The organism is Pseudomonas sp. LBUM1664 (genome assembly GCF_059695895.1).
Window position 1 is genome coordinate 5,914,329 of sequence record NZ_CP166791.1, and the last position, 24,585, is coordinate 5,938,913.

The 24,585-nt window shown below is 60.9% G+C and carries 19 protein-coding genes; 2 read left to right on the top strand and 17 right to left on the bottom strand.

All coding sequences use genetic code 11. The features are described from left to right. Positions 1–36: 36 nt before the first annotated feature. Together ACA047_RS27465 and ACA047_RS27470 are read left to right on the top strand one after the other, a co-directional pair. Positions 37–1,941 (top strand): methyl-accepting chemotaxis protein, encoded by a 1,905-nt coding sequence (locus ACA047_RS27465; RefSeq protein WP_497354805.1) that lies wholly within the window; start codon positions 37–39, stop codon positions 1,939–1,941. A gap of 411 nt (positions 1,942–2,352) precedes the next feature. Then, the gene (locus tag ACA047_RS27470) at positions 2,353–2,694 is read left to right on the top strand and encodes a DUF6124 family protein (RefSeq protein ID WP_497354807.1); all 342 of its coding nucleotides are present in this window, start codon (positions 2,353–2,355) and stop codon (positions 2,692–2,694) included. A gap of 83 nt (positions 2,695–2,777) precedes the next feature. Here the strand turns inward: ACA047_RS27470 and mdoH are convergent, their stop codons facing one another. The 17 genes from mdoH to hutC all read right to left on the bottom strand — a co-directional run bounded on the left by mdoH (position 2,778) and on the right by hutC (position 24,474). Beyond that, positions 2,778–5,348 (bottom strand): glucans biosynthesis glucosyltransferase MdoH, encoded by a 2,571-nt coding sequence (gene mdoH / locus ACA047_RS27475; RefSeq protein ID WP_497354809.1) that lies wholly within the window; start codon positions 5,346–5,348, stop codon positions 2,778–2,780. After that, positions 5,341–7,086, bottom strand: a complete 1,746-nt coding sequence (locus ACA047_RS27480) for a glucan biosynthesis protein G (protein WP_497354811.1) — start codon at positions 7,084–7,086, stop codon at positions 5,341–5,343. Before ACA047_RS27480 ends, mdoH begins: the two co-directional genes overlap by 8 nt. 351 nt (positions 7,087–7,437) lie before the next feature. Further along, the gene (gene dtd, locus ACA047_RS27485; protein ID WP_497354813.1) at positions 7,438–7,875 is read right to left on the bottom strand and encodes a D-aminoacyl-tRNA deacylase; all 438 of its coding nucleotides are present in this window, start codon (positions 7,873–7,875) and stop codon (positions 7,438–7,440) included. Next, positions 7,872–8,843, bottom strand: a complete 972-nt coding sequence (gene pip, locus ACA047_RS27490; RefSeq protein WP_497354815.1) for a prolyl aminopeptidase — start codon at positions 8,841–8,843, stop codon at positions 7,872–7,874. The genes dtd and pip overlap by 4 nt, the downstream gene beginning before the upstream one ends. A 105-nt stretch (positions 8,844–8,948) precedes the next feature. Beyond that, positions 8,949–9,863, bottom strand: a complete 915-nt coding sequence (locus tag ACA047_RS27495) for an alpha/beta hydrolase (protein ID WP_497354817.1) — start codon at positions 9,861–9,863, stop codon at positions 8,949–8,951. Positions 9,864–9,977: 114 nt separating this feature from the next. After that, positions 9,978–10,925: a choline ABC transporter substrate-binding protein gene (locus tag ACA047_RS27500; RefSeq protein WP_497354819.1), complete on the bottom strand. Its 948-nt coding sequence runs from the start codon at positions 10,923–10,925 to the stop codon at positions 9,978–9,980. 300 nt (positions 10,926–11,225) lie between these two features. Then, positions 11,226–12,029: an N-formylglutamate deformylase gene (gene hutG / locus ACA047_RS27505; RefSeq protein WP_497354821.1), complete on the bottom strand. Its 804-nt coding sequence runs from the start codon at positions 12,027–12,029 to the stop codon at positions 11,226–11,228. Positions 12,030–12,040: 11 nt separating this feature from the next. Next, entirely contained in the window at positions 12,041–13,243 is a 1,203-nt protein-coding gene (gene hutI / locus ACA047_RS27510; RefSeq protein WP_497354823.1) for an imidazolonepropionase, read from the bottom strand. Positions 13,244–13,409: 166 nt separating this feature from the next. Beyond that, positions 13,410–14,942, bottom strand: a complete 1,533-nt coding sequence (gene hutH / locus ACA047_RS27515) for a histidine ammonia-lyase (RefSeq protein WP_497354825.1) — start codon at positions 14,940–14,942, stop codon at positions 13,410–13,412. 130 nt (positions 14,943–15,072) lie between these two features. Beyond that, positions 15,073–16,596, bottom strand: coding sequence for a histidine ammonia-lyase (hutH, locus tag ACA047_RS27520; RefSeq protein WP_497354827.1), 1,524 nt, complete (start codon positions 16,594–16,596; stop codon positions 15,073–15,075). Between the two features lie 157 nt (positions 16,597–16,753). Next, positions 16,754–17,584 carry a quaternary amine ABC transporter ATP-binding protein gene (locus ACA047_RS27525; protein WP_497354829.1) on the bottom strand — a complete coding sequence of 277 codons (831 nt, stop codon included), beginning with the start codon at positions 17,582–17,584 and terminating at the stop codon, positions 16,754–16,756. Beyond that, positions 17,581–18,432, bottom strand: coding sequence for an ABC transporter permease (locus ACA047_RS27530; protein ID WP_497354831.1), 852 nt, complete (start codon positions 18,430–18,432; stop codon positions 17,581–17,583). The genes ACA047_RS27525 and ACA047_RS27530 overlap by 4 nt, the downstream gene beginning before the upstream one ends. Before the next feature lie 70 nt (positions 18,433–18,502). Further along, a complete protein-coding gene (locus ACA047_RS27535) occupies positions 18,503–19,471 on the bottom strand; it encodes an ABC transporter substrate-binding protein (protein ID WP_497354833.1) in 969 nt (322 codons plus the stop codon). A 69-nt stretch (positions 19,472–19,540) separates the two neighbouring features. After that, the gene (locus ACA047_RS27540) at positions 19,541–21,013 is read right to left on the bottom strand and encodes a purine-cytosine permease family protein (protein WP_497354835.1); all 1,473 of its coding nucleotides are present in this window, start codon (positions 21,011–21,013) and stop codon (positions 19,541–19,543) included. Positions 21,014–21,160: 147 nt separating this feature from the next. Further along, complete coding sequence (hutU, locus tag ACA047_RS27545; protein WP_497354837.1) at positions 21,161–22,849, bottom strand: urocanate hydratase; 1,689 nt, start codon at positions 22,847–22,849, stop codon at positions 21,161–21,163. A gap of 334 nt (positions 22,850–23,183) precedes the next feature. Then, positions 23,184–23,753 carry a HutD/Ves family protein gene (locus ACA047_RS27550; RefSeq protein WP_497354839.1) on the bottom strand — a complete coding sequence of 190 codons (570 nt, stop codon included), beginning with the start codon at positions 23,751–23,753 and terminating at the stop codon, positions 23,184–23,186. A 10-nt stretch (positions 23,754–23,763) separates the two neighbouring features. Beyond that, the gene (gene hutC, locus ACA047_RS27555; RefSeq protein WP_497360574.1) at positions 23,764–24,474 is read right to left on the bottom strand and encodes a histidine utilization transcriptional repressor HutC; all 711 of its coding nucleotides are present in this window, start codon (positions 24,472–24,474) and stop codon (positions 23,764–23,766) included. Between the last annotated feature and the right edge of the window lie 111 nt (positions 24,475–24,585).

The window sequence follows — 24,585 nt, forward strand, 5'->3', positions numbered from 1 at the left end:
CCAGCAAGTAAATCCAGCGCTGCGGGGAGTAACAGCATGTTCCAATGGCTAGGTAACATCAGCGTTAATCGAAAACTAGGTTTCGGCTTCGGTCTGGTGCTGTTCTTAACCTTGATGATCGCCTTCACCGGCTGGACCGGTCTGGGTAATGTGATCAGCCGTGGCGACAAGCTGGGATTCATTGCCAGCCTGAACGACGTGAGCAAGGACTTGCGCCTGGCGCGCATGGACTACTACACCTCGAGGGGCGAGAATGGCCCGCAGCAAGTCAACGACATGCTTGGCAAACTCGAAGCCGGGCTGAAGACCGCCCGCCAACTGATCGAGCAACCGGCCGATGTAGCGCTGATCGATAAACAATTGGCCGCCGTCGCCGAGTACAAAAGCGCCTTCGCCGAAATGACCCGCGCCACCGTCAGCCGCGAAGATGCCCGCAGCAAACTCGGCGCCAGTGCCGACAACGCCGTGGCCCGCGTGGCTGAAGTGGAGAAATCGCTGCTGCAAGGCGACAACGTCGCCCAGTTCAACAGCGTGGTAACCCTGAGCAAGGCGCTCCAGCAAGCGCGTTATCAAGTTCGCGGCTACACCTACAGTGGCAAGAACGAAGCCCAGCAACCCGCCCTTGAGGCCATCGACGCGGTCCTCAAACTTCTCGCACGCTTGCCGGAGCAGGTGCCCGAGGAGCACGCTGCCAACCTGCAACAGGCCAGCGACTCGATCAACGCCTACCGTACAGCGGTCAGCCAGTTCCGCGACTCCCAGATCGACAACGCCGCCGCACTCAAGCGCATGACAGATCAAGGCGATGTGTTGCTCGACGCCAGCCAAAAGCTGACTGTGTCCCAGACGGCAGTACGAGACCGCGACGCAGCCAAGGCCAAAACCTTCCTGATCTCGGCTGCCGTACTGGCTTTGCTGTTCGGCGTGATCGCCGCCCTGGTCATCACCCGGCAGATAGTCGCTCCCTTGAGCCAGACCCTCAAGATCGCCGAACGCGTGGCCGCAGGCGACTTGACCCACAACCTCACCGCCGAACGCCGCGACGAACTGGGCCAGCTACAACGCGCCATGCAGAGCATGACCGTGAGCCTGCGGCAATTGATCGGAGGCATCAGCGAAGGCGTCACGCAAATCGCCAGCGCCGCTGAACAGCTCTCGGCCGTCACCGAACAGACCAGCGCCGGCGTCAACAGCCAGAAAGTGGAAACCGACCAGGTCGCCACCGCCATGCATGAAATGACCGCCACGGTGCAGGAGGTGGCGCGTAATGCCGAAGAGGCCTCCGAGGCGGCCGTCGCCGCCAATGCCCAGGCGCGTGAAGGCGATAAAGTCGTCGGTGAAGCCATTGCCCAGATCGAGCATCTGGCACTCGAAGTCGGTAACTCCACCGCCGCCATGGGCGATTTGAAGCGAGAAAGCGACAAGATCGGCAGCGTCCTGGACGTGATCAAATCCGTGGCCCAGCAAACCAACCTGCTGGCCCTCAACGCGGCCATCGAGGCGGCCCGTGCCGGTGAAGCCGGGCGTGGTTTCGCGGTGGTGGCCGACGAAGTCCGCAGCTTGGCCCAGCGTACCCAAAAGTCCACCGAAGAAATCGAAGAACTGATCATTGGCCTGCAAAACGGTACCGAAAAGGTCGCGACCATTATGGACAACAGCCGCAGCCTGACCGACAGCACCGTCGAACTGACCCGCCGCGCCGGTGACTCACTGGAAAACATCACCCGCACGGTCTCGGCGATCCAGTCGATGAACCAACAGATCGCCGCCGCCGCCGAGCAGCAGAGCGCCGTGGCCGAAGAGATCAACCGCAGCGTGCTGAACGTACGCGATGTGTCCGAACAAACCTCGGCAGCCAGCGAAGAAACCGCCGCCTCCAGTGCTGAACTGGCGCGGTTGGGGGTTCATTTGCAGACGTTGGTGGGTAGGTTCAGGGTTTGATGCCTTGACTCGGATTGTCGTGTGTATATCCATTGCTGCGGTAACGGATATACACACAAAAACATCTACGCCCACAAACAGCCAGCACAAGGCTACACAGCCTTGCGCCATTACCTACAACTACGCCAAAATCCGCCGGCTTGTGCGCCTTGGGGCTGGGTCCTATTGTTTTCCGGTCGTTGCATCATGCAGCGATCAGGTTTCGCAGCCTGGAATTATCAAGGCGCATTGCGCCACCGTTTCTTTTCAGTCGGCGCTTCTTCGTCCACTGGATCGTCATGGCGGCTGTGCGCGGGATACCTTCGGGTATGCCGGGTTCCTTGATTCCCGGTCTGCGAACCTGCGTACAGCTGCCACCTCCCTTCGTTTCGCAGCGAATCGTGGCGGCTCCACTAATCAAGGAGCATCACTATGTTCAAGGTCACACCCAACCCACCAGAACCAGAAACCGACCCCAAAAAACTCCAAGAAGCCACTGATCGCGCGCTCGATTTCTACCTGAACCCCAAACAGACCAAACCCGAGGACGAACAGCCGCCGGGCCAGCTCTTTACTGTCGTCGCCGGCATCGACACCGAAAGCCTGTTGGCCAATCTCAGCGAAACCCTGGCTTCAGCCGATGCCATGGTCAGCAACCTTGCGTTCGACCTGGAAGGCTCACGGCGCCATGTTGCCCTTGGCATTCAGCAACTGATCGAGCTGAATGGTTTGTTGGCGAATCGGGTGCTGGACAACGTCAATACACAACCCTGACCTCGCCACGGGCGGTGCTCACAAACTGAAATAGCCCCCAACAAAAAGCCCCGCTTCCTTTCAGAAGCGGGGCTTTTTGTTTATCAGGCCAGTTGAGGCTGTGCGCTTATCGGCTGAAGCGGTAGCAGCGGTGCATGGGGATCGGCCTTGACCGATGCGCGCCATGCCGCCAGCCACTCGGGGTGAGCCTCGCTCCAGACCTGTTCATGCAGGCGGGACAAGGCCACCGGATCGCTCAACAGCGCCAGTCGCTCGCCGTTGCTGAGCCCGGCAGGGCCAGCCTTCAGGGCATGACGAACACGTTCGACCCGCAGCCATTCAATCGGCTCGGCCTGGCCGTGACGCGATGTCGCCAACGCATACGCCAAGGCATTCTGTTGTGGATCGACCACCGCCCGGATGAAACCGTCGTTCAGCGCATGCCAACGGTTTTCATGGGTGTATTGGTCAGTCGACAGCAGTTCCTGTGGCGGTGCGTATTCCTCAGGGATCAGGAACAGGCTTTCATCACGGGACTTCAAGCCCAGGCCCACGCGGCTGGAGATCACCGATACCGGGATCGACAGCATCAGCGACCCGACGATCGGCACCAGCCACCACAGGAAGCTCGGGTTCAGCCAGATCACCAGCAAGGCCCAGAAGAAGCCCAGCAGGGTTTGCGGACCGTGGCGCTTGACCGCTTCGCTCCAGGGCGTGGAGTCGTCGTCACGTTGCGGCGAGTTCCAGGTCGCGGCCCAGCCCAGGAATGCGGCGAGGACGAAACGGGTGTGGAAAATCATCCGCACCGGCGCCAGCAGCATGGAGAACAGCATCTCCAGCAGCATCGACAGCGTCACCTTGAACTTGCCACCGAACGCTTTCGCACCTTTGGCCCAGATCAACACGATACTCAGCAGCTTGGGCAGGAACAGCAGCACGATGGTCGTCGAGAACAGGGCGATCGCCTTGTCCGGATGCCATTGCGGCCACAGCGGATAAAGTTGGCGTGGCTCAAGGAAGTACTGCGGCTCCATCAGCGTGTTCACGGCCAGCAGCGCAGTGGACAGCACCAGGAAGAAGAACCACAGCGGCGCCGACAGGTAGGACATCACGCCGGTCAGGAACACCGCACGGTGCACCGGGTGCATGCCCTTGACCAGGAACAGCCGGAAGTTCATCAGGTTGCCGTGGCACCAGCGACGGTCACGCTTGAGTTCGTCCAGTAGGTTCGGCGGCAATTCTTCATAGCTGCCCGGCAGATCATAGGCAATCCACACGCCCCAGCCGGCACGACGCATCAGCGCAGCTTCGACGAAGTCGTGGGACAGGATCGTACCCGAGAACGCGCCTTTACCGGGCAACGGCGCCAAGGCGCAGTGATCGATGAACGGCTTCATGCGGATGATCGCGTTGTGACCCCAGTAGTGGGATTCCCCCAACTGCCAGAAGTGCAGGCCGGCGGTGAACAGCGGACCGTATACCCGGGTGGCGAACTGCTGCATGCGCGCATACAGCGTGTCCATGCCTGAGGCACGTGGCGCAGTCTGGATGATGCCAGCGTCCGGCGTGGCTTCCATCAGCCGCACCAGGCTGGTCAGGCACTCGCCGCTCATGACGCTGTCGGCGTCGAGCACGACCATGTACTTGTAGTCACTGCCCCAGCGACGGCAGAAGTCGTCGAGGTTGCCGCTCTTGCGCTTCACGCGACGGCGACGGCGACGATAGAAGATCTTGCCAAAGCCCCCGGCTTCACGGCAGACATCCAGCCAGGCCTGCTGTTCGGCAACGCAGATATCGGTTTCGTTACTGTCGCTGAGCACGAAGAAATCGAAACGATCCAGGTCACCGGTGGCTGCCACCGACTCGAAGGTCGCGCGCAAACCGGCGAATACCCGCGGCACATCTTCGTTGCAGATCGGCATCACCAACGCGGTGCGGGCGTCCTTGGGAATCGGCTCGTTGCCGGCACTGGCACCGGAGATACGGTATTTATCGTGGCCGGTGAGCAATTCGAGGAAACCCATCAGCGCGGTCCAGAAACCGGCCGACACCCAGCAGAACAGGATCCCGAACAGAATCAGGATGCTGGTTTGCAGCGCATATGGCAGCACTTGCGTGGCAGTCTGCATCAGCGGCTGGTGGAGGACCTCTTCCAGGTCCACGAACGACCAGCCCTGGTACGGCATGATGCCTTTCATGTACCAACCGGCGACGATGGTCTGCCCAAGCATCAATATCAGCAGGATATAACGGCGGATCGAGCCCACGGTGCGCCAGCGTGCATGCGGCAGCACACGCTCATCCTTGGGAGGCTTGGGCGGGTTGGTACGGCCTGTCAGCCGCCGCCAGCCGCGCACCAGAATATTGGTGCGCCATGGCTCCGGCACGACCTTGGTCCGACGAATCGGCGGTGTGGCTTTCAGGCACACACGACCGCTGGAATCGAGCGCCAGCATTTCGGCGTCTTCGAGTTCTTCGGTGGTGCTCAAGGTCAGGCGACGGCCCACCGAGGCTTGTGCCGCCTCGGTGGGTGCGTCGAAAGTCGAAGACGAAAGACGTTCGTGCAACTCGCTGAAGGACTTGCAGCCCGCCAGTTCGGCGCGCTGCTCGTCGGTCATTGGCAGATGGGCCAGGTACTCGCTGAGCGTCTCTGGCTGTACGGGAGTATTACTCATCGGCTGGCAACTGGTAGCTCCAGGTCTCGGTCAGGACTCGATCAGTCGATTCCGGTTCCTGCGGGGTTGGGGTCGCTTCAACAGCGGCTTGCGCCGCCTTGACGGCCTTGGCTTCTTCTTTCGCTTTTTCTTTTTCTTTTTCTGTTTCTTTTTCGCTCTGTTGCTTGGCGACCTTGTCGGCCTTGGCAAGGGTAGTGGTCACGACATGCGATGCGGCTGGAGCTTCGACAGCAGTCAATGGACGGATCAGCGCCGCACGCATTTCGGTGGCCTGTTTAGAGTCCTTGATTTTCAACCGCAGCGTCAGGCGCCAGCCCTTGGTTTCAGGGTTGTAGCGCACGCTATTCTCGACGATCTCGGCGTTGTCGCCGACGCTTACCTGGCTACGCACATCGGCGTCTTCCGGCAGGTCTTGCAAAGAAGGACCTTCGAAATCCACTAGGTAGGCCACGCTGCCGTCCGGCTGACGGATCAGGTTGGACTGTTTCACGTCACCGGTGGAACGCAGGGTCTGCTTGACCCACGCGCTGTCCGGCGAGTGCAGGCTGGCTTCGTCGAGGGTCCAGTGCAGGCGGTAGCTGAAGTCCAGCGGCTGGCCTGGCTCTGGCAGTTTTTCCGGGCTCCAGAACGCAACGATGTTGTCGTTGGTTTCGTCGGCGGTCGGAATTTCTACCAGGTCAACGGAGCCCTTGCCCCAATCGCCTTTCGGTTCGATCCAGGCGCTTGGACGCTTGTCGTAACGGTCGTCCAGGTCTTCGTAGTGGCTGAAGTCACGACCACGTTGCAGCAGGCCGAAACCGCGCGGGTTTTCTACCGAGAAGTTGCTCACGGCCAGGTGTTTCGGGTTGTTCAGTGGACGCCAGATCCACTCGCCGTTGCCGGCATGGATCGACAGACCACTGGAGTCGTGCAGTTCGCGACGGTAGTTCAGCACTTTGGACGGCTGGTTGGCGCCGAACAGGTACATGCTGGTCAGCGGGGCGATGCCCAGCTTGGTCACCCGGTCACGCAGGAACATGCGCGACTTCACATCGACAACGGTGTCGGTGCCCGGACGCAGGGTCAGGCGATAGGCGCCGGTGGCCCGTGGCGAATCCAGCAGGGCGAAGATCACCAGGTGCTTGTCGGTTGGTTTCGGACGCTGGATCCAGAACTCGCGAAAACGCGGGAATTCTTCACCGGACGGCAACGCCGTGTCGATGGCCATGCCACGAGCAGACAAACCGTAAGTCTGGCCCTTGCCGATAACGCGGAAATAGCTCGCGCCCAGCATGGTCATGATTTCGTCTTGCTTGTCAGCCTTATTGATTGGGTACAACACGCGAAAACCCGCGTAACCCAGCTGTTCAGTGGCCTTGGGATCGAACTTCACATCGCCGAAATCAAAGCGCGCCGGGTCGTACTTGATCTCTTCGACGGTCGTCGCGGTGATTTCGTTGATTTTCACCGGTGTGTCGAAATGCATGCCCTGGTGATAGAAGGACAGCCTGAACGGAGTCTTCTGATCGGCCCATTCGGATTTTTCGGTGCGGAAACGAATTTTTTGATAGTCAGCGAATTTCATTTCGCGGAATTCGTTCGGCAGATTGCTGCGCGGGGCTTCGTATTTTTGCCCGGCCAGCTCTTGAGCCTTCGCCGATACATCATCCAGGCTGAATGCCCACAGTTGACCCGCGCCGAACAGGCACAACAGAGCCGAGCCCGCTACCAGAGCGTTTTTAAACCGTTTGGCAGACATTTTTGGTGCATTACAGGGACTAACAATCACGAGCAACCCTCGCCGAAAACAGATCAAAAAACCAACGGCCAGATAAAGTATCTGCATGGTATCGGTGTTGAAAAACCGACCCTGCGGACCACTCTTGCCAAGTTGGCGAGCATTGTTCCGACTCCGATGGGACAAAATGATTCCCCAAACGGCCCAGAGACAAGTCTCTACCTAAGTCAAATGGACCAGCGAACGCTGATCCCCCGTAGCGCGCGATTATCTAGTAGGCCGCGTGACAACGCATCAGGGGTAACAAAGTATTTATCGAGAAAACTCCCTGTTTTGCCTCGAAACGGGACCGAAAAGATGTTTCAAACGCTTTCAGACCTGTAACAGGAAGGTTACCGGGCCATCGTTGACCAGATGCACCTGCATGTCCGCGCCGAATCTACCTGATGCCACAGTGCTATGCATCTGTTTCGCCCGGCTTACCAAATAGTTAAATAACTCTTCTCCCAACGCTGGAGGCGCGGCCGTCGAAAAACTCGGGCGCAAACCGCTTTGGGTGTCCGCCGCCAGGGTGAACTGTGACACCAGCAGCAAACCGCCGCCGACGTCTGCCAAGGACAGGTTCATCTTGCCGGCGGCGTCACTGAATACCCGATAGTTAAGCAGCTTATGCAGGAGTTTGTCGGCGCTGGCCCGGGTATCCTCGGGCTCGATGGCGACCAGCACCAGCAAGCCCTGATCCACGGCCCCGACGACTTCACCTGCAACCTCGACCCGGGCACCGCGAACCCGTTGCAACAAACCCTTCATGCTTCTTCGGGCGGCAGGTCGAGCAGGCGCTGGGCCATTTGCGCAGCGGCGCGCACCAGTGCATCGGTGATGCCGGGTTCTGAGGCAGCGTGACCGGCGTCGCGGATCACCTGCAGTTCGCTGTTGGGCCAGTTCTGATGCAACTCCCAGGCGTTATCCAACGGGCAGATCACATCGTAGCGACCGTGCACGATGACCCCCGGCAAATGGGCGATCTTGCCCATGTCGCGAATCAACTGGTTAGGTTCAAGGAATGCATTGTTGGTGAAGTAGTGGCATTCGATCCGGGCAATCGACAAGGCGCGCTGCGGCTCGGAGAAGCGATCGACCACCAACGGGTTCGGGCGCAGGGTAGCGGTGCGGCCTTCCCAGGTGGACCAGGCCTTGGCCGCGTGCATCTGGGCGATCTGGTCGTTGCCGGTCAGGCGTTTGTGGAAAGCGCTGAGCAAGTCGTCGCGTTCGTCCAGCGGGATCGGCGCGATGTAGTCCTGCCAGTAATCGGGAAACAGGCGACTGGCGCCGGCCTGATAAAACCACTCGATTTCCTGCGCACGGCAGAGAAAGATCCCACGCAGAATCAGGCCGTGTACCCGCTCCGGATGGCTCTGAGCGTAGGCCAGGGCCAGGGTCGAGCCCCAGGAGCCGCCAAACAGCACCCATTTTTCGATGCCCAGGTGTTTGCGGATGCGCTCCAGGTCTTCGACCAGATCCCAGGTGGTGTTGTTTTCAAGGCTGGCGTGGGGCGTGGAACGACCACAACCGCGCTGGTCGAAGGTGACAATGCGGTACAGGTTCGGATCGAAGTAGCGACGACTCTGCGCATCGCAACCGGCACCCGGGCCGCCGTGAATGAACACCACCGGCAGGCCTTCCGGGGAACCGCTTTCATCGACATAGAGCGTGTGGGTGTCATCGACAGCCAGATCGTGCCGGGCATGGGGTTTGATCTGCGGGTACAAAGTCTGCATTGAGCGCTCCGTAAGGGGTCGAGTCATCCCTGTAGGGACTTCTATTTAGTCTGCCGTCCGGCATCATAAACCCGAATCACCTTAATGAGCATGTCCCCTACGCAGTCAAAGCATGTCAGCCAGGTACGCCCGCAGTGTGCGATACATCTGATCGACCTCCGGCACCAGGCCACGGCCACGCAGGCAACCGTGCACCAGCCCTTCGCCCACATACAACGTAGCAGTCACCCCTGCGGCGTTCAGCCGCTTGCTATAAAGGACGCCGTCGTCGCGCAGCGGGTCCCACTGCGCCACGACGATCAATGCCGGTGGCAGGTCGCTCAGGTCATTGGCGAGCAACGGCATGGCAAAGGAAGACGGTTGAGCGTCACCCAGGTAGAGGGCTTGATAGCTATCCAGATCGCTGCTGCTCAGCAGCGGGGCGTCGGCACATTCGCGGCGCGACGGCAGATGCGCCGGGCCACCGAGCGCCGGATAAATCAGCACCTGGGCCCGGGGCAACGGTTGCCCGGCATCGCGCAAGGCCAGGCATAACGCGGCGGCAAGGTTGCCTCCGGCGCTGTCACCGATCACCAGCCGGCGACGTGGGTCGATGGCAAAGGGGGTGGCCGCCAGATGACGCCACACCGTGAGGCAATCTTCGAAACCCGCCGGAAACGGATGCTCCGGCGCCAGCCGATAATCCACCGCCACCACCAGCACGTCGAGGGTAGCGGCCAGCTCCATGCAGATGAAGTCATGGGAGTCCAGGTTCCCCACCACCCAACCGCCTCCATGCAGATACAGCATGCACGGCCAGCCGTCGGGCGGCGGTGCAACCCGGGGGTGATAAGCCCGAACCGCCACGCCGGCCAGTTCGAAATCCTCGACCGCCAGCGCCTCCGGGCATGGCGGGGTGAACGCCCGGCACATTTGGCTGTAGGCCTGGCGCGAGCTGGTGATGCTGTCGTCCGTGGCGTTGAAGCCCAGGGTTTTGTCGATGAAGGCAGACATCTGTTCAGAGAGTGGATATGAGGCCATGAAGAACACCACCCGATAAAAAAAGCAGGACGAACACTGACCATTGGGGCGCAGAATCCATGTGGGAGCAAGCCTTGCTCCCACAGATAAATCACCCCGCCACAAATAGGCAGGTCAATTTTTGAGGCTGGCCTGCACCACCGCCACGCCATCCTTGCCGTCGAAACTGGTCACGCCGGTCAGCCAGCGCTGAAGGTCGTCAGGATGCTCACGCAGCCATTGCCGGGCGACGTCCTGGGGCGTCTTGCGCTCCATGATCGGCACCATCAACTGACTTTCCTGGGCGGCGGTGAAGGTGAGGTTCTCCAGCAACCGGTTCACGTTCGGGCAACGCTGAGCGTAGTCCGGCGCGGTCACGATGGAGACGGTCGCGGCGCCTTCGTTCGGGCCGTAGACGTCTTCGCTGCCGGTCAGGTAGGCGATGTTCATGTTGATGTTCATCGGGTGCGGGGTCCAGCCAACGAACACCACGAACTCCTTGCGATTTACCGCTCGCTGCACCGCGGCCAGCATTCCAGCTTCACCGGATTCGATCAGCTTGAAGTCCTTGAGGCCGAAGTGGTTGGTTTCAATCATGGTCTTGATGGTGGTGTTGGCACCGCTGCCCGGCTCGATGCCGTAGATCTTGGCGCCGAGCTGATCCTTGAAGCGGGCGATGTCGGCGAAGGTCTTGAGCCCCGCCGCAGCCACGTAGTCCGGAACGGCCAGGGTCGCCTGGGCGTCGGCCAGGCTCGGCTTGTCCAGCACCCGCACCTGGTTGGCCGCCAGGAACGGGGCGATGTTCTTGTCCATCGCCGGTTTCCAGTAGCCCAGGAAAATATCGAGCCGCTTGTCGCGGATGCCGGCGAAGATGATCTGCTGCACGGCGCTGGTCTGTTTGCTGTCGTAGCCCAGGCCGGTGAGCAAGACGTCGGCCATGCCACTGGTGGCGATTACGTCGGTCCAGTTGACCACGCCCATGCGCACGGTCTGGCAGGACGCCGGCTCACCGGCCATCGCTCCGGTGCTCAATAGTGCGGTACCGCAGAGGATCGACAGACAGCGCTTGAACAGTCTTTTCATCGGGAAGGTCTCGTGCGGCAGCGGATTATTGTGGGTCGGTGTCTTGGTGCACCGTGCCCGAAACATTACGCAGCGCCGAGGGGAGGAAGGTGACCTGTGGCGACTCGGTTTTGCACGGTGGCGACAGTTCCCGTCCGAGGCGCAAGGACAAAACAAACCTGTGGCGAATGGTTCTGTGGGAGCAAGGGGCTTGCCCGCGATGAAGACGACGCAGTTGCTCTGAAACAGAGGCGCCTGTATCGCGAGCAAGCTTTGCTCCCACAGATAAGTCCCCTCGCCACAGGAGTACTGGGTAGGTCTTTATTTCTTGTAAGTCTGCCGGCCCCACGCCAACAAGCCCTCCAGCAACTCCCTGAGCACCACCTGGGTCGGTGCCGCCAGGTCCGCGCGGTAGTTGAACGGTTCGAACTCTTCCATATAAGTGCTCTGGCACAGCTCCAGTTGCACCGCATGGATGTTCTCGGCCGGGCTGCCGTAGTGCCGGGTGATGTGCCCGCCCTTGAACCGCCCGTTGAGCACATGGGTGAACTCGCCGTGGCGGGCGCAGATGGCTTCGAGCTGGCTGGCCAGTGTCGGGGCGCAACTGGCACCGTTGAACGTGCCGAGGTTGAAATCCGGCAGCTTGCCGTCGAACAGGTGCGGGATCACCGAGCGGATCGAATGGGCATCGAACAGCAAGGCATAGCCGAACTCGGCCTTGAGCCGCGCCAGTTCGTGCTGCAAGGTTTGGTGGTACGGCGTCCAGACCTGTTGCAGATAAGTCGCCCGTTCATCAAAGGACGGCTCCTGGCCTTCGCGAAACAGCGGCACGCCATCGAACAGGGTCGCCGGATACAACCCGGTGGTGGCACCGACGTACATGGGCGTGTCATCGGAGGGGCGATTCAGGTCGACGACAAACCGTGAATACTCAGCGGCCAGGGTGCTGGCCCCCAGCTCGGCGGCAAACTCGTAGAGCCGGGGGATGTGCCAGTCGGTGTCTGGCAGGCTCTGAGCCTCGGGGATCAGCCCGGCCTTCACCGCCGGGGTCAGGCGCAGGCCGGCGTGGGGCATGCTGATCAAAAGCGGCACGCGCCCTTGCTTGAAATTCAGGACCTTCTCCACAACCGTTCTCCTTAATCGATTTCAACGCCGTGACGCACGACGCGTTTTTCCAGATCACCACCGAGCCAGTACGACAGGTCGGCCGGGCGGTCAATGTGCCAGGCGACAAAATCCGCCACTTTGCCGGCTTCCAGCGAACCGTGGGTCTGGGCCATGCCCAAGGCCTGGGCCGCATGAATCGTCGCCCCGGCCAGGGCTTCTTCAGGGGTCATGCGCAAACAGGTGCATGCCATGTTCAACATCAAGCGCAACGACAGCGCCGGCGAGGTGCCGGGGTTGAGGTCGCTGGCCACGGCGATCTTCACACCATGCTTGCGCAGGGCGTCCATGGGCGGCAGTTGGGTTTCGCGCAGGAAATAAAACGCCCCCGGCAGCAGCACCGCCACCGTGCCGGATTCGGCCATGGCCTTGGCGTCATCCTCGGTCATGAACTCCAGGTGATCGGCCGACAACGCCTGATAACGGGCCGCCAGGCTTGAGCCGTGCAGCGACGACAATTGCTCGGCGTGGAGCTTGACCGGCAAGCCCAGCTGTTGCGCAGTGATAAACACCCGCTCGACCTGCGCCGGGGAAAACGCCAAGTACTCGCAAAATGCATCCACCGCGTCCACCAGCCCTTCGGCCGCCAGGGCCGGGAGCATTTCAGTGCAGATGTGTTCGATGTAGTCATCGGCGCGGTCAGCGTATTCCGGCGGCAGGGCGTGAGCCGCCAGGCAGGTGCTGCGCACGCTGACCGGCAACTCGGCGCCGAGACGGCGGATAACCCGCAGAATCTTGCGCTCGCTGGCCAGGTCCAGGCCGTAGCCGGACTTGATTTCCACCGTGGTCACGCCATCGCGCATCAGGCTTTTCAGGCGTTTGGCGGCGCTGGCGAACAGCTCGTCTTCGCTGGCCGCCCGGGTGGCGCGTACGGTGCTGGCGATACCGCCACCGGCCGCTGCGATCTCGGCGTAGCTGACGCCCTGCAGACGCTGTTCGAATTCGCCGCTGCGGTTGCCGCCGAACACCGTGTGAGTGTGGCAGTCGATCAGCCCGGGGGTAACCCAGGCACCCTTGAGGTCGTTAACCGCCGGATAGTCACCCGCCGGCAGCTCGGCACGCGGGCCGATCCATTGAATGTGCTCGTCTTGGGTGACGATGGCGGCGTCTTCGATGATCGAGTAGACGCCCTGGGCCATGGTGGCGGCGTGGCAGTTTTGCCAGAGGGTTTTCATCCCGAGTCTCCGTGTGATTAATGACAAGCGCGCACGTAGGAGCTGCCGAGTGCAACGAGGCTGCGATCTTTCCCCAGACAATTGAGTCGTGAGCGAACGCACAACAGATCAAGATCAAAAGATCGCAGCCTTCGGCAGCTCCTACAGGGTGCATGCTCTTCAGGAGTTAAAGGCTCGGCAGCAACTTCGCCGTGACTAGCTCATTCAAGCAACGGCTCGCCAACAACTCGCTGGCCGCGTTGATGTCCGGCGCAAAGAACCGGTCCTTCTCATAAAACGGCACGTCTGCACGCAAGAAGGCCCGAGCTCGCTCCAGTTTCGCGGAGGTCTTCAAACCACCCCGCAGATCCAGCCCCTGACAAGCCGCCAGCCATTCCACCGCCAGAATGCCACGGGTGTTCTCGGCCATTTCCCACAAGCGTTTGCCAGCGGCGGGGGCCATGGACACGTGGTCTTCCTGGTTGGCGGAGGTCGGCAGGCTGTCCACCGAATGGGGATGGGACAGCGCCTTGTTTTCACTGGCCAGGGCAGCGGCTGTGACCTGGGCGATCATGAAGCCGGAGTTCACCCCGCCATTGGCCACCAGAAATGGCGGCAGTTGCGACATGTGCTTGTCCATCATCAGCGAAATGCGCCGCTCGCTCAGCGAACCGATTTCGGCAATCGCCAGGGCCATGTTGTCGGCAGCCATCGCCACCGGTTCAGCGTGGAAATTGCCGCCGGAAATCACGTCGCTCTCGGCGGCGAACACCAACGGGTTATCCGACACCGCGTTAGCCTCGATCACCAGCACTTCGGCGGCCTGGCGGAACTGGGTCAGGCAGGCGCCCATCACTTGCGGTTGGCAGCGCAGGGAGTACGGGTCCTGGACCTTGTCGCAGTTCTGGTGGGAATCGGAGACTTCGCTGCGCTCGCCCAGCAGATCGCGATAGGCGGCAGCGGCGTCGATTTGGCCCTTCTGGCCGCGGGCGGCGTGGATGCGCGCGTCGAAGGGTGAGCGGGAACCGAGAACGGCTTCTACCGTCAAGCTGCCCAGGGCCAGGGCACCGGCGAACAGGTCTTCGCCTTCGAACAGGCCGCGCAGGGCAAACGCGGTGGACACCTGAGTGCCGTTGAGCAGCGCCAGGCCTTCTTTCGCAGCCAGGGTCAGCGGCGCGAGGCCAGCCACTTTCAGCGCCTCGACGGCCGGCAGCCATTCGCCTTTGTAGCGGGCCTTGCCCTCACCCAGCAACACCAAGGACATATGGGCCAGCGGCGCCAGGTCGCCGGAAGCACCGACCGAACCTTTGAGCGGAATATGCGGATAGACCTCGGCATTGATCAGCGCAATCAGCGCATCGATCACTTGCCGACGGATGCCGGAAAAGCCCCGGCTCAGGCTGTTGACCTTGAGCACCATGACCAACCGAACCAGTGCATCGCTGATCGGCTCGCCCACACCGGCGGCATGGGACAACACCAGGGAGCGCTGCAGGTTTTCCAGGTCTTCACTGGCGATGCGGGTCGAGGCCAGCAGGCCGAAACCGGTGTTGATGCCGTAGGCGGTGCGGTTCTCGGCGAGGATCTGCTCCACGCACGCGACGCTGGCTTCGATCTGCGCCGAAGCACTGGCATCGAGGCTCAGGGTCACCGGTTGCTGATAGATATCACGCAATTGAGCCAGGCTCAGTTGGCCGGGGATCAAGTTCAAAGCTGTCATTTAATGCTCCTTTTGAGCGTTTGTTATTTACCCGCCAGTCGCTCCGGAATGTTCCGTTATCCGTCACCCTCGCTTTTTTGGGCGATGCTTTATGGGCAATAGGTGCCTTGGCACGCTGGCGTTTTTTTGATCAATTCAAATTCGGTAAAGCGTCGTGCAGCACGTTTGGGTCTTTGAGCAGCGCAGCGGCGCTGGCGATGTCCGGCGCCAGCCAGCGGTCCTGGTCATAAGCCGGAACACGCTCGCGCAGCAGTTTCCAGGCAACGTCGGTGCCGACACCAAAGCGCTGCGCCTTGAGGAACTCAAAGGCCTGGGCCGCCAACAGGTATTCGATGGCGAGGATCTGTGTGCAGTTTTCCAGCGCTCGGTGCAGTTTCAGGGCAGCGTTGGTGCCCATGCTCAAGTGATCCTCTTGAAGACCCGAGGTGACGAAGTTGTCGAGCACCGCCGGTTGCGCCAGTTGGCGATTTTCCGCACACAGGGACGCGGCGACGTATTGCACGATCATCATCCCCGAGTTCACCCCGGGGTTGGCCACCAGAAAAGCCGGCAAGCCGCTGACGTGGGGGTTGATCAAGCGGTCCAGACGCCGCTCGGCGATGGAGCCGATTTCCGCCATGGCGATGGCCAGCAGGTCCGCCGCCAAGGCCACGGATTGGCCGTGGGGGTTAGCCTGGGACATGACCCGATAGTTTTGCGGCGTACCCAACAACAACGGGTTATCGGTAGCGGCGTTGAGTTCGGTTTCGATCTGTTGCCGGGCGTGCGCCAACTGATCGCGAGCGGCACCGTGCACCTGGGGAATCGAACGGATGCTCAACGCATCCTGGGTGCGGATGCCCAGGCTTGAAGCAATCACTTCGCTGCCCTGGAGCATTGCCCGCAAGTTGATGCCGACCTGCTGCATGCCAGGGTGCGGCTTAAGGGCGATGATCTCGGCATCGAACGCAGCAATCTGCCCACGCTGGGCCTCGAAACTCATGGCGCCGATCACGTCGGCCCATTGCACCAGCCGCGTCGCATCGGCCAGGGCCAGGCAGCTGAGGCCGGTCATGCAGGGCGTGCCGTTGACCAGGCACAAACCGTCCTTGGCCCCCAGTTGCACCGGCTGCAGGCCTTCTGCGGCCAAGGCCTGTTGCGCCGAAACGATTTGCCCGCGATAGCTGACCTGGCCGACGCCCAGCAGCGCGATGCTGATGTGGGCCATGTGGGTCAGGTAACCCACCGACCCCTGGGACGGCACTTGCGGCGTGATGCCGCAATTGAGCAGCGCCAGCAAGGCCTCGACCACCCGGCGATGAATACCGGATTTTCCCTGGCTGTAATTGAGGATGGCCGCGCAGAGAATCGCCCGGGTCTGTTCATCGGTCAGCGGCGCGCCTACGCCACAGGCATGGCTGAGCAGGGTGTTGCGTGACAGTTGGCTGAGTTGTTCGTCCTTGAGCGAGACATTGCACAAGGCGCCCAGGCCGGTGTTGACGCCATAGGCGCGCTCGCCGCTTTCGACAATGCGCTGCACGATGGCCTGGGCATTATCGATCCGCGCCCAGGCCTGGGCCGACAGCTCAAGCGCTGCGCCGAAGCGGGCGACGGCGACCACGTCCTGCCAACGCAGCGGGGCATCGGCGATTATGATTTTTTCAGCCTGGGACATTTCCAACCTCATCCAAAATTCATCAGGTGCATTTGTGGCGAGGGAGCTTGCTCCCGCTCGAGTGCGTAGCGCTCGCAAAATCCTGGGGCCGCTGCGCACAGCGGGAGCAAGCTCCCTCGCCACAACAGCATGCGCCCTGCCACAACTGCGCTCGGCCTCAAACCACCGCAGCCCGGCGCTGCACAAACCGATCAACATACTCATCCGCCGGCGAGTGCAGGATTTCCCGGGGCGTGCCGACCTGGATCAGCTTGCCATCCTTGAGGATCGCGATGCGGTTGCCGATGCGCACGGCCTCGTCGAGGTCGTGGGTGATGAACACGATGGTTTTGTGCAGGGTCTTTTGCAGCTCCAGCAACTGGTCCTGCATTTCAGCGCGGATCAGTGGGTCGAGGGCGCTGAAGGCTTCGTCCATCAGGATGATGTCCGTGTCCGCCGCCAAGGCACGGGCCAGGCCCACGCGCTGGCGCATGCCGCCGGAGAGCTGGTGCGGGTATTTGTTCTCGTAACCCTTGAGGCCCACGGTGTTGATCCAGTGCAGTGCCCGCTCGGCGCACACCTGTTTGCTCTCGCCGCGCACTTTCAAGCCGTAGGCGACGTTGTCCAGCACGCTCTTGTGGGGCAGCAGGCCGAAACTCTGGAACACCATGCTGATCTTGTGCCGGCGAAATTCGCGCAGGGCATCCATGTCCAGTTTCAGGATGTCTTCGCCGTCCACCAGGATCGCGCCGCTGGTCGGGTCGATCAGCCGGTTGAAGTGCCGCACCAGGGTGGACTTGCCAGAGCCGGATAGGCCCATGATCACGAAGATCTCGCCGGTGCCGATGCTCAACGACAGGTCGTTCACGCCGACCACGCACCCGGTTTCGGCCAGCACCTGGTCCTTGGTTTTGTCCTGGCGGATCAGCTCCAGGGCTTCCTTGGAGCGGTTGCCGAAAATCTTGAAGACGTTTTTGACTTCGATTTTGCTGACGGCTGCGTTGTTCATGTGTTCACCTCATGCCGAGGGCGACCGTAGGCCTGGGTAATGCGGTCGATGACCACGGCGAGAATCACAATCGCAAGCCCGGCTTCCAGGCCACGGCCGACGTTGAGGGTCTGGATGCCCACCAGCACGTCTTCACCCAGGCCACGAGCGCCGATCATCGAAGCGATGACGACCATCGACAGGGCCATCATGGTGGTCTGGTTGATCCCGGCCATGATGCTCGGCAGGGCCAGGGGCAGTTGCACGCCGAACAGCTGTTGCCAGCGGTTGGCGCCGAAGGCGTTGATGGCTTCCATCACTTCGCCATCCACCTGGCGGATGCCCAGGTCGGTCAGGCGAATCAACGGCGGCGCGGCATAGATCACCGTGGCGAAAATCGCCGGGACCTTGCCCAGGCCAAACAGCATCAACACCGGAATCAGGTACACGAAGCTCGGCATGGTCTGCATGATGTCCAGCAACGGCATCAGCACCGAACGCAGGCGATTGCTGCGCGCCGAGAGGATGCCCAGCGGAATGCCGATCAACACCGAGATCAGCGTCGCCACCAGCATCAGGGCGAGGGTCTGCATCAGCTTGTCCCACAGGCCTACCGCACCCACCAGAAACAGCAGCCCGACGATCACCGCCGTGGCCACGACTTTGCGGGTGGCGTGCCAGGCAATGCCGCCGACGATGGCCAGCATCAGCCACCAGGGCGCCATGCGCAGCAGGCCTTCGAGGTTGACGATGGCCCACAGCAACGTATCGGAGATGTGCCGGAACACATCGCCATAGTTGGTCACCAAGGAGTCGACCCAACCGTTGACCCAATCGGCGATGGAGAAGGTAAAGCTTTCGGGAAACATAAGAGACTCTCGATCAAGTGGATGCAGTGAACGTCCCGGCCAGCCCTACGGTTGGCCGGGGGTATTCGACCTACAGAGCCGCGTCGATTTTCTTGGCCGCGTCTTCACTGACCCAGGCATGCCAGACTTCAGGATGTTCCTTCAGGAAGATCTTCGCCAGTTTCGGCGACTCGATTCGCTCCTTGGCCATGCGCCCCAGGTTCTGGTTCAGGATATCGATAGGCAGGTTGACCTTTTCCAGCACCGTCACCAGTTCCGGAGCCTCGTCGTGGAACGCCTTGGACAGACCGACCTTGATGCTCACGCTTTTATCCACGCCCGGTTTTTCTTCCAGTTTCACCAGGTCTACCTGGCCCATCAGCGGCGTTGGCGACCAGTAGTAGAACAGGATCGGCTCGCCACGTTTGTAGCTCGACAGCACCGCTGCATCCAGCGCCGGGCCGGTGCCTGGGCGGAAGTTGGTGTAGGTTTTTTCCAGGCCATAGCTCTTCAGCATTTCGCTGTTATCCAGCTCGCAGGTCCAACCGGCCGGGCAGTTGTAGAAACGGCCCTTGGACGGTTCTTCCGGGTCCTTGAACACGGCAGCGTACTGGCCCAAATCAGCGATATTCTTCAGGCCCGGCGCCTTGGCTTCGAGCTTGCGCTTGGCATCGCCTTCGACCACGTAGCGCGGCACGTACCAGCCTTCGATGGCGCCCACGATCGGGGCACCGACGCCGACCACTTTGCCGGCCTTTTCGGCCTTGTTCCAGACTTCACTGCGCCCGACCCATTCCTCGGCAAACACTTGGATGTCGTTGCTGCTCAGGGCGTTTTCCATGGTGATGGAATTGCCTGGCAGGCTGTCGGTCTTGCAGCCGTAGCCTTTTTCCAGCACCACTTGCAGGACGTCGGTCAGCAGCATGCCGCTTTCCCAGTTCAGGCCGGCGAACTTCACCGGTTTGCCCGACTCGCACCAACCCGCCGCTTGCGTGGCGCCGGCGCTGGCCAGCAGGCCCAGGGAAAGCAATGTGGTCAGCAGGGTCTTGTTCGATTTCATTGTGTGACGCTCCTAATCATTGAATTGGCTTACGGCAGTCAAGAGGCATCCAGCCCTGTCAACGTCCCATCAGGCCTGCGCCGCAGCGCGACCAGCCCCACTTGTTTTAGGTTGTACGACGCAGGTCTGCTCGACCGGCAGAATCAGTTGATCGGGTACTGCGCCGTGCCATTTTTTCGCGCACACGTAATACAGGGCTGCGGGAAGCACCAGACCGATGATCCAGGAAATATCCACACCCCCCATGGCTTCCACCAGCGGACCGGTATAGAACTTGGTGGCGATGAACGGCAGTTGAACCAGTACACCGAAGACATAGACGCTGATACCGAGGGCGTTCCAACGACCGTAGCGACCGTTCGGGTCGGCCAGTGCCGGCACGTCATAGCGCTCGCGAGTGATGCAGTAGTAGTCCACCAGGTTGATCGCGCTCCAAGGCGTAAAGAACGCCAGCAAGAACAGGATGAAGGACTTGAACGCACCGAGGAACGAGTGCTGGCCGAGCAGCGCGATCAGGGTCGCAGCGCCAACGATGACCAGTACGAAGACCAGACGCTGCAAGCGCGTTACGTTCAGGTGACCACGCAAACCGCTGATGATGGTCGCAATGCACATGAAGCTGCCGTAGGAGTTCAGCGTGGAGATGGTGACCTTGCCAAACGCGATGCTGAAGTACAGCAGCGCAGCGGTGGCACCGGTACCACCCAAGCCAACGATGTAGGCCACTTCGTGACCAGCAAACTGCCCATTGGCCGAGGCGGCGGCAAACACGCCGAGGATCATCGCCACCTGTGCGCCGATGACTGAACCTGCGCCTGCGGCAAAAAAGGTTTTCACCGAGGAAGTCTTGCTCGGCAGGTAACGCGAATAGTCAGCCACATAGGGGCCGAAGGCGATCTGCCAGGATGCCGCGAGCGACACAGCAAGCAGGAAGCTGCTCCAGCTGAAATGGCGGATTTGCAGGAGTGCGCCGACGTCCGTCTGGCTAATCAGGCGAGCGAACAGGTAAACAAAGGCAATTACACCAATAATGCTGGCGACACGCCCAATGAAGTGAATCACCCGATAACCGAGCACCGTGACCAGCACGATGACACTGGCGAAAATGAGGATGCCGACACTGTCGCTGACGCCAAACAACTGGCCCAGCGCCTGGCCGGAAAGCACCGTTCCCGTTGCGGTGAAACCCAGATACATCAGGCACACCAGCACGATCGGGATGGCCGCGCCATAAACACCAAACTGCACCCGGCTGGAGATCATCTGCGGCAGGCCAAGCTTGGGTCCTTGCGCGGCATGCAACGCCATGACGCCACCGCCGAGCAGTTGGCCGATCAGCAAACCGATCAACGACCAGAACACATCACCGCCAAGCACCACCGCCAATGCACCGGTGACAATTGCAGTGATTTGTAGGTTGGCACCCATCCAGAGGGTGAACTGGCTCAACAATCGGCCGTGTCTCTCCGCTTCCGGGATGTAGTCGATCGAACGTTTCTCGATCAACGGCTTGCTGCTTGCGCCTGTGCGGGTGACGGCCATGGTTCAACCTCTGGTGGATTGTTCTGGGTGTTGGATAACGTCCTTGTAGGAGCTGGCGCAGGCTGCGATCTTTTGATCTTCCACTTGAGACTCAACGGTCATTGGAAGAAAAGATCGCAAGCTTTGCCAGCTCCTACTGGGCAAGCATTACTTGCCAGTGATCATCGGCAGGTTCAGCCCCTGCTCCTTGGCGCAATCAATCGCGATCTGGTAACCCGCATCGGCATGGCGCATCACGCCGGTGCCCGGATCGTTGTGCAGTACGCGAGCAATACGCTCGGCCGCCTCATCGGTGCCGTCGCAGACAATCACCATGCCCGAGTGCTGGGAAAAGCCCATGCCGACGCCGCCACCGTGGTGCAGCGAAACCCATGTCGCGCCGCTGGCGGTATTGAGCAAGGCATTGAGCAGCGGCCAGTCGGAAACGGCATCGGAACCGTCCTGCATGGATTCGGTTTCACGGTTGGGGCTGGCCACGGAACCGGAGTCCAGATGGTCGCGACCGATCACGATAGGGGCCGACAACTCGCCGCTGCGCACCATTTCGTTGAACGCCAGGCCCAGCTTGGCGCGCTGGCCCAGGCCGACCCAGCAGATACGCGCCGGCAGGCCCTGGAAGCTGATGCGCTCGCGGGCCATGTCCAGCCAGTTGTGCAGGTGGGCGTCGTCGGGGATCAGTTCCTTGACCTTGGCATCGGTCTTGTAGATGTCCTGCGGGTCACCCGACAGCGCGGCCCAGCGGAACGGGCCAATGCCACGGCAGAACAGCGGACGGATATAGGCCGGCACGAATCCCGGGAAGTCGAAGGCATTCTCGACGCCCTCTTCCTGGGCCATCTGGCGAATGTTGTTGCCGTAGTCGAAGGTCGGCACGCCCATTTTCTGGAAGTCCAACATGGCTTTCACATGGACGGCCATCGATTGCTTGGCGGCTTTCACCACAGCGGCGGGTTCGGTCTTGGCGCGGGCGCGGTATTCGTCCCAGGTCCAACCCGCCGGCAGGTAACCGTTGAGCGGGTCGTGGGCGCTGGTCTGGTCGGTGACCATGTCCGGGCGCACACCGCGACGCACCATTTGCGGCAGGATTTCAGCGGCGTTCCCACAGAGCGCGATGGAAATCGCCTTGCCTTCTGCAGTGTATTTCTCAATACGGGCCAGGGCGTCGTCCAGGTCAGTGGCCTGTTCGTCGACGTAGCGGGTCTTGAGGCGGAAGTCGATGCTCACCTGTTGGCATTCGATGTTCAACGAGCAGGCACCGGCCAGGGTTGCGGCCAACGGTTGCGCACCACCCATGCCGCCCAGGCCGGCGGTCAGCACCCAACGGCCCTTGAGGTTGGAATCGTAATGCTGGCGACCGGCCTCGACGAAGGTTTCATAGGTGCCTTGGACGATGCCCTGACTGCCGATGTAGATCCAGCTGCCGGCGGTCATCTGGCCGTACATGGCCAAGCCCTTGGCATCGAGTTCGTTGAAGTGCTCCCAACTGGCCCAGTGCGGTACCAGGTTGGAGTTGGCGATCAATACTCGGGGGGCATTGGAGTGAGTCTTGAATACGCCCACCGGCTTGCCGGATTGCACCAGCAGGGTTTCGTCGTCATTCAGATTAGTGAGGCTCTCAACGATCTTGTCGTAGCACTCCCAGTTACGCGCCGCGCGACCGATGCCACCGTAAACCACCAGTTCCTTGGGGTTCTCAGCAACTTCCGGGTCGAGGTTGTTCATCAACATGCGCAGCGGCGCTTCGGTCAGCCAGCTCTTGGCGGTCAGGGTGTTACCGCGAGGGGCGCGGATTTCAACGTCACGGTATTTTTCGGGTTTGCGGGTAGCGTCGGTCACAGCAAAAACTCCTCAGCGATCAATCCAGACCAGCCCTGGCAGTGGGCAGCGATTTAGCGAACGTTGCGTTGAATGTCAGTGACTCATACGCATACGTCTTTACTTGTATGTACAAGCATATGCAATCAAGCGGCCAACTTGCTGAGGGTTTGTTCAAGAACGATTTTAGAAATAGCTGAAAAGCCCTTAAATCAAGGGTTAGCGAGGGGCATGAAATTTCTGAAGGGGATTTTTAGAGCGTGGAGGGGCGGCTATGAATACGTCGCTTTGCGCCACGCTGGGGCATTCGGTAACAAATTGGTGCGCACAGAAGGGACAACGAGCGGCCTATGGTTTAGTGGGCAGTCAGCTCAATCACGCAGCACTGGCCGCAGGTGGAGATGTCCAGCAGGCCGGTGTTACCGCCCAGCTGCAAACAATCGTAGAGGCCCAGCACGGCGGCAGGCTCGCCTACCTTGACACTTAACGCCGGGGCCGCACTGAACACCAGCACCGTTGCCGCCTCACTGAAAAAACGCTGCTCACCCGCCATCCATTGCAACCGTGCGCGGTAACGCTGCGGCGCATAGATCAGGTTGAAGTCGCGAATCGGCCCGCCCAGCAACGTGCAATGCACATGGCTCTCACCACTGAATGCAAAGGGGGCCTGGGGATGCAAAGGCCGCGTAACCTCGCCGTCGACGGTGAGTGTCATGCCCACGCCCTGCAGGACGCTGATGATTCGCTCGTAACCTGCGAATGTGGAAAAATCGCCCGACTCACCGATATCGGCAATCGACAGGCGCCAGCCGAAACCTTCCAGGCCGGTACCCGCATCGCGAGTGATTTCCTCGGTGCTGCCGCCGCCATTTTTCCAAGGCATGCGTGGATAATCTGCGGCGCGGAGAACCTTCAAGTGACTCATTGACGCCCCTTTATTTATGAAACCGCCCTTCAAGACTATGCCGGGAACCGGGGTGGATCAGGCGCGCCGCAGTCACCGGCTGGCGCCCGGACCAGGTGCGGCGGCGGATCAGTAGGCACGGCTCGCCCCGTTCAATCTGCAACAGCTTGCATTCGCTCGGCTCGGCGAGGATGGCTTCAACCACATGCTCACCTTCGGTCAACGGCGCAACCTGGTTCAGATAAGCGTAGGGCGTTTGCAGGGTGAAGTCCTGCTTGAGGTATTCGGGCGCCACCAGCGCGTTGACGAAACGGTCCTCGATTTGCACCGGAATGTCGTTTTCAAAGTGCACGATCAACGAGTGGAACACCTTCTGGCCTTCGCGCATGTCCAAGGCCAGGGCGCGCTCGGAACCGGCCGCCTCTTCTTCCAGGGTGATGACCTTGCATGAGTGGCGGTGGCCACGGGAGGCGATCTCATCAGCGATGTTATGCACTTCGAACAATGCAGACTGGCTCTTGGGTTCGGCCACGAACGTGCCGACGCCCTGCATGCGCACCAATAGGCCATCGGCGGTCATTTCCCGCAGGGCGCGGTTGATGGTCATGCGGCTGAAGCCCAACTGGCTGACCAATTCGCTTTCCGACGGCACGCGGTAATGCGGCGGCCAGTTTCCACTGTCGATCTGCTGGGTAATCATCTGTTTGACGCGGGCGTACAAGGGCGCAGGACTGTCACCCATGTTTGCAGCAAACGGCGGTTTGGCAGGTGGAGTCGGCACGGCGGTTCCTTGTTCTGCAAATTTAGAATGCTAGCTTGCCGGAGTTTACCGAGCAGGCAAACGTCTGTATAT

Coding starts and splice junctions, on each gene's coding strand:
- ACA047_RS27465 (WP_497354805.1), top strand. CDS start 37: ATGTTCCAATGGCTAGGTAACATCAGCGTTAATCGAAAACTAGGTTTC.
- ACA047_RS27470 (WP_497354807.1), top strand. CDS start 2,353: ATGTTCAAGGTCACACCCAACCCACCAGAACCAGAAACCGACCCCAAA.
- mdoH (WP_497354809.1), bottom strand. CDS start 5,348: ATGAGTAATACTCCCGTACAGCCAGAGACGCTCAGCGAGTACCTGGCC.
- ACA047_RS27480 (WP_497354811.1), bottom strand. CDS start 7,086: ATGTCTGCCAAACGGTTTAAAAACGCTCTGGTAGCGGGCTCGGCTCTG.
- dtd (WP_497354813.1), bottom strand. CDS start 7,875: ATGAAGGGTTTGTTGCAACGGGTTCGCGGTGCCCGGGTCGAGGTTGCA.
- pip (WP_497354815.1), bottom strand. CDS start 8,843: ATGCAGACTTTGTACCCGCAGATCAAACCCCATGCCCGGCACGATCTG.
- ACA047_RS27495 (WP_497354817.1), bottom strand. CDS start 9,863: ATGGCCTCATATCCACTCTCTGAACAGATGTCTGCCTTCATCGACAAA.
- ACA047_RS27500 (WP_497354819.1), bottom strand. CDS start 10,925: ATGAAAAGACTGTTCAAGCGCTGTCTGTCGATCCTCTGCGGTACCGCA.
- hutI (WP_497354823.1), bottom strand. CDS start 13,243: ATGAAAACCCTCTGGCAAAACTGCCACGCCGCCACCATGGCCCAGGGC.
- hutH (WP_497354825.1), bottom strand. CDS start 14,942: ATGACAGCTTTGAACTTGATCCCCGGCCAACTGAGCCTGGCTCAATTG.
- hutH (WP_497354827.1), bottom strand. CDS start 16,596: ATGTCCCAGGCTGAAAAAATCATAATCGCCGATGCCCCGCTGCGTTGG.
- ACA047_RS27525 (WP_497354829.1), bottom strand. CDS start 17,584: ATGAACAACGCAGCCGTCAGCAAAATCGAAGTCAAAAACGTCTTCAAG.
- ACA047_RS27530 (WP_497354831.1), bottom strand. CDS start 18,432: ATGTTTCCCGAAAGCTTTACCTTCTCCATCGCCGATTGGGTCAACGGT.
- ACA047_RS27535 (WP_497354833.1), bottom strand. CDS start 19,471: ATGAAATCGAACAAGACCCTGCTGACCACATTGCTTTCCCTGGGCCTG.
- ACA047_RS27540 (WP_497354835.1), bottom strand. CDS start 21,013: ATGGCCGTCACCCGCACAGGCGCAAGCAGCAAGCCGTTGATCGAGAAA.
- ACA047_RS27550 (WP_497354839.1), bottom strand. CDS start 23,753: ATGAGTCACTTGAAGGTTCTCCGCGCCGCAGATTATCCACGCATGCCT.
- hutC (WP_497360574.1), bottom strand. CDS start 24,474: ATGGGTGACAGTCCTGCGCCCTTGTACGCCCGCGTCAAACAGATGATT.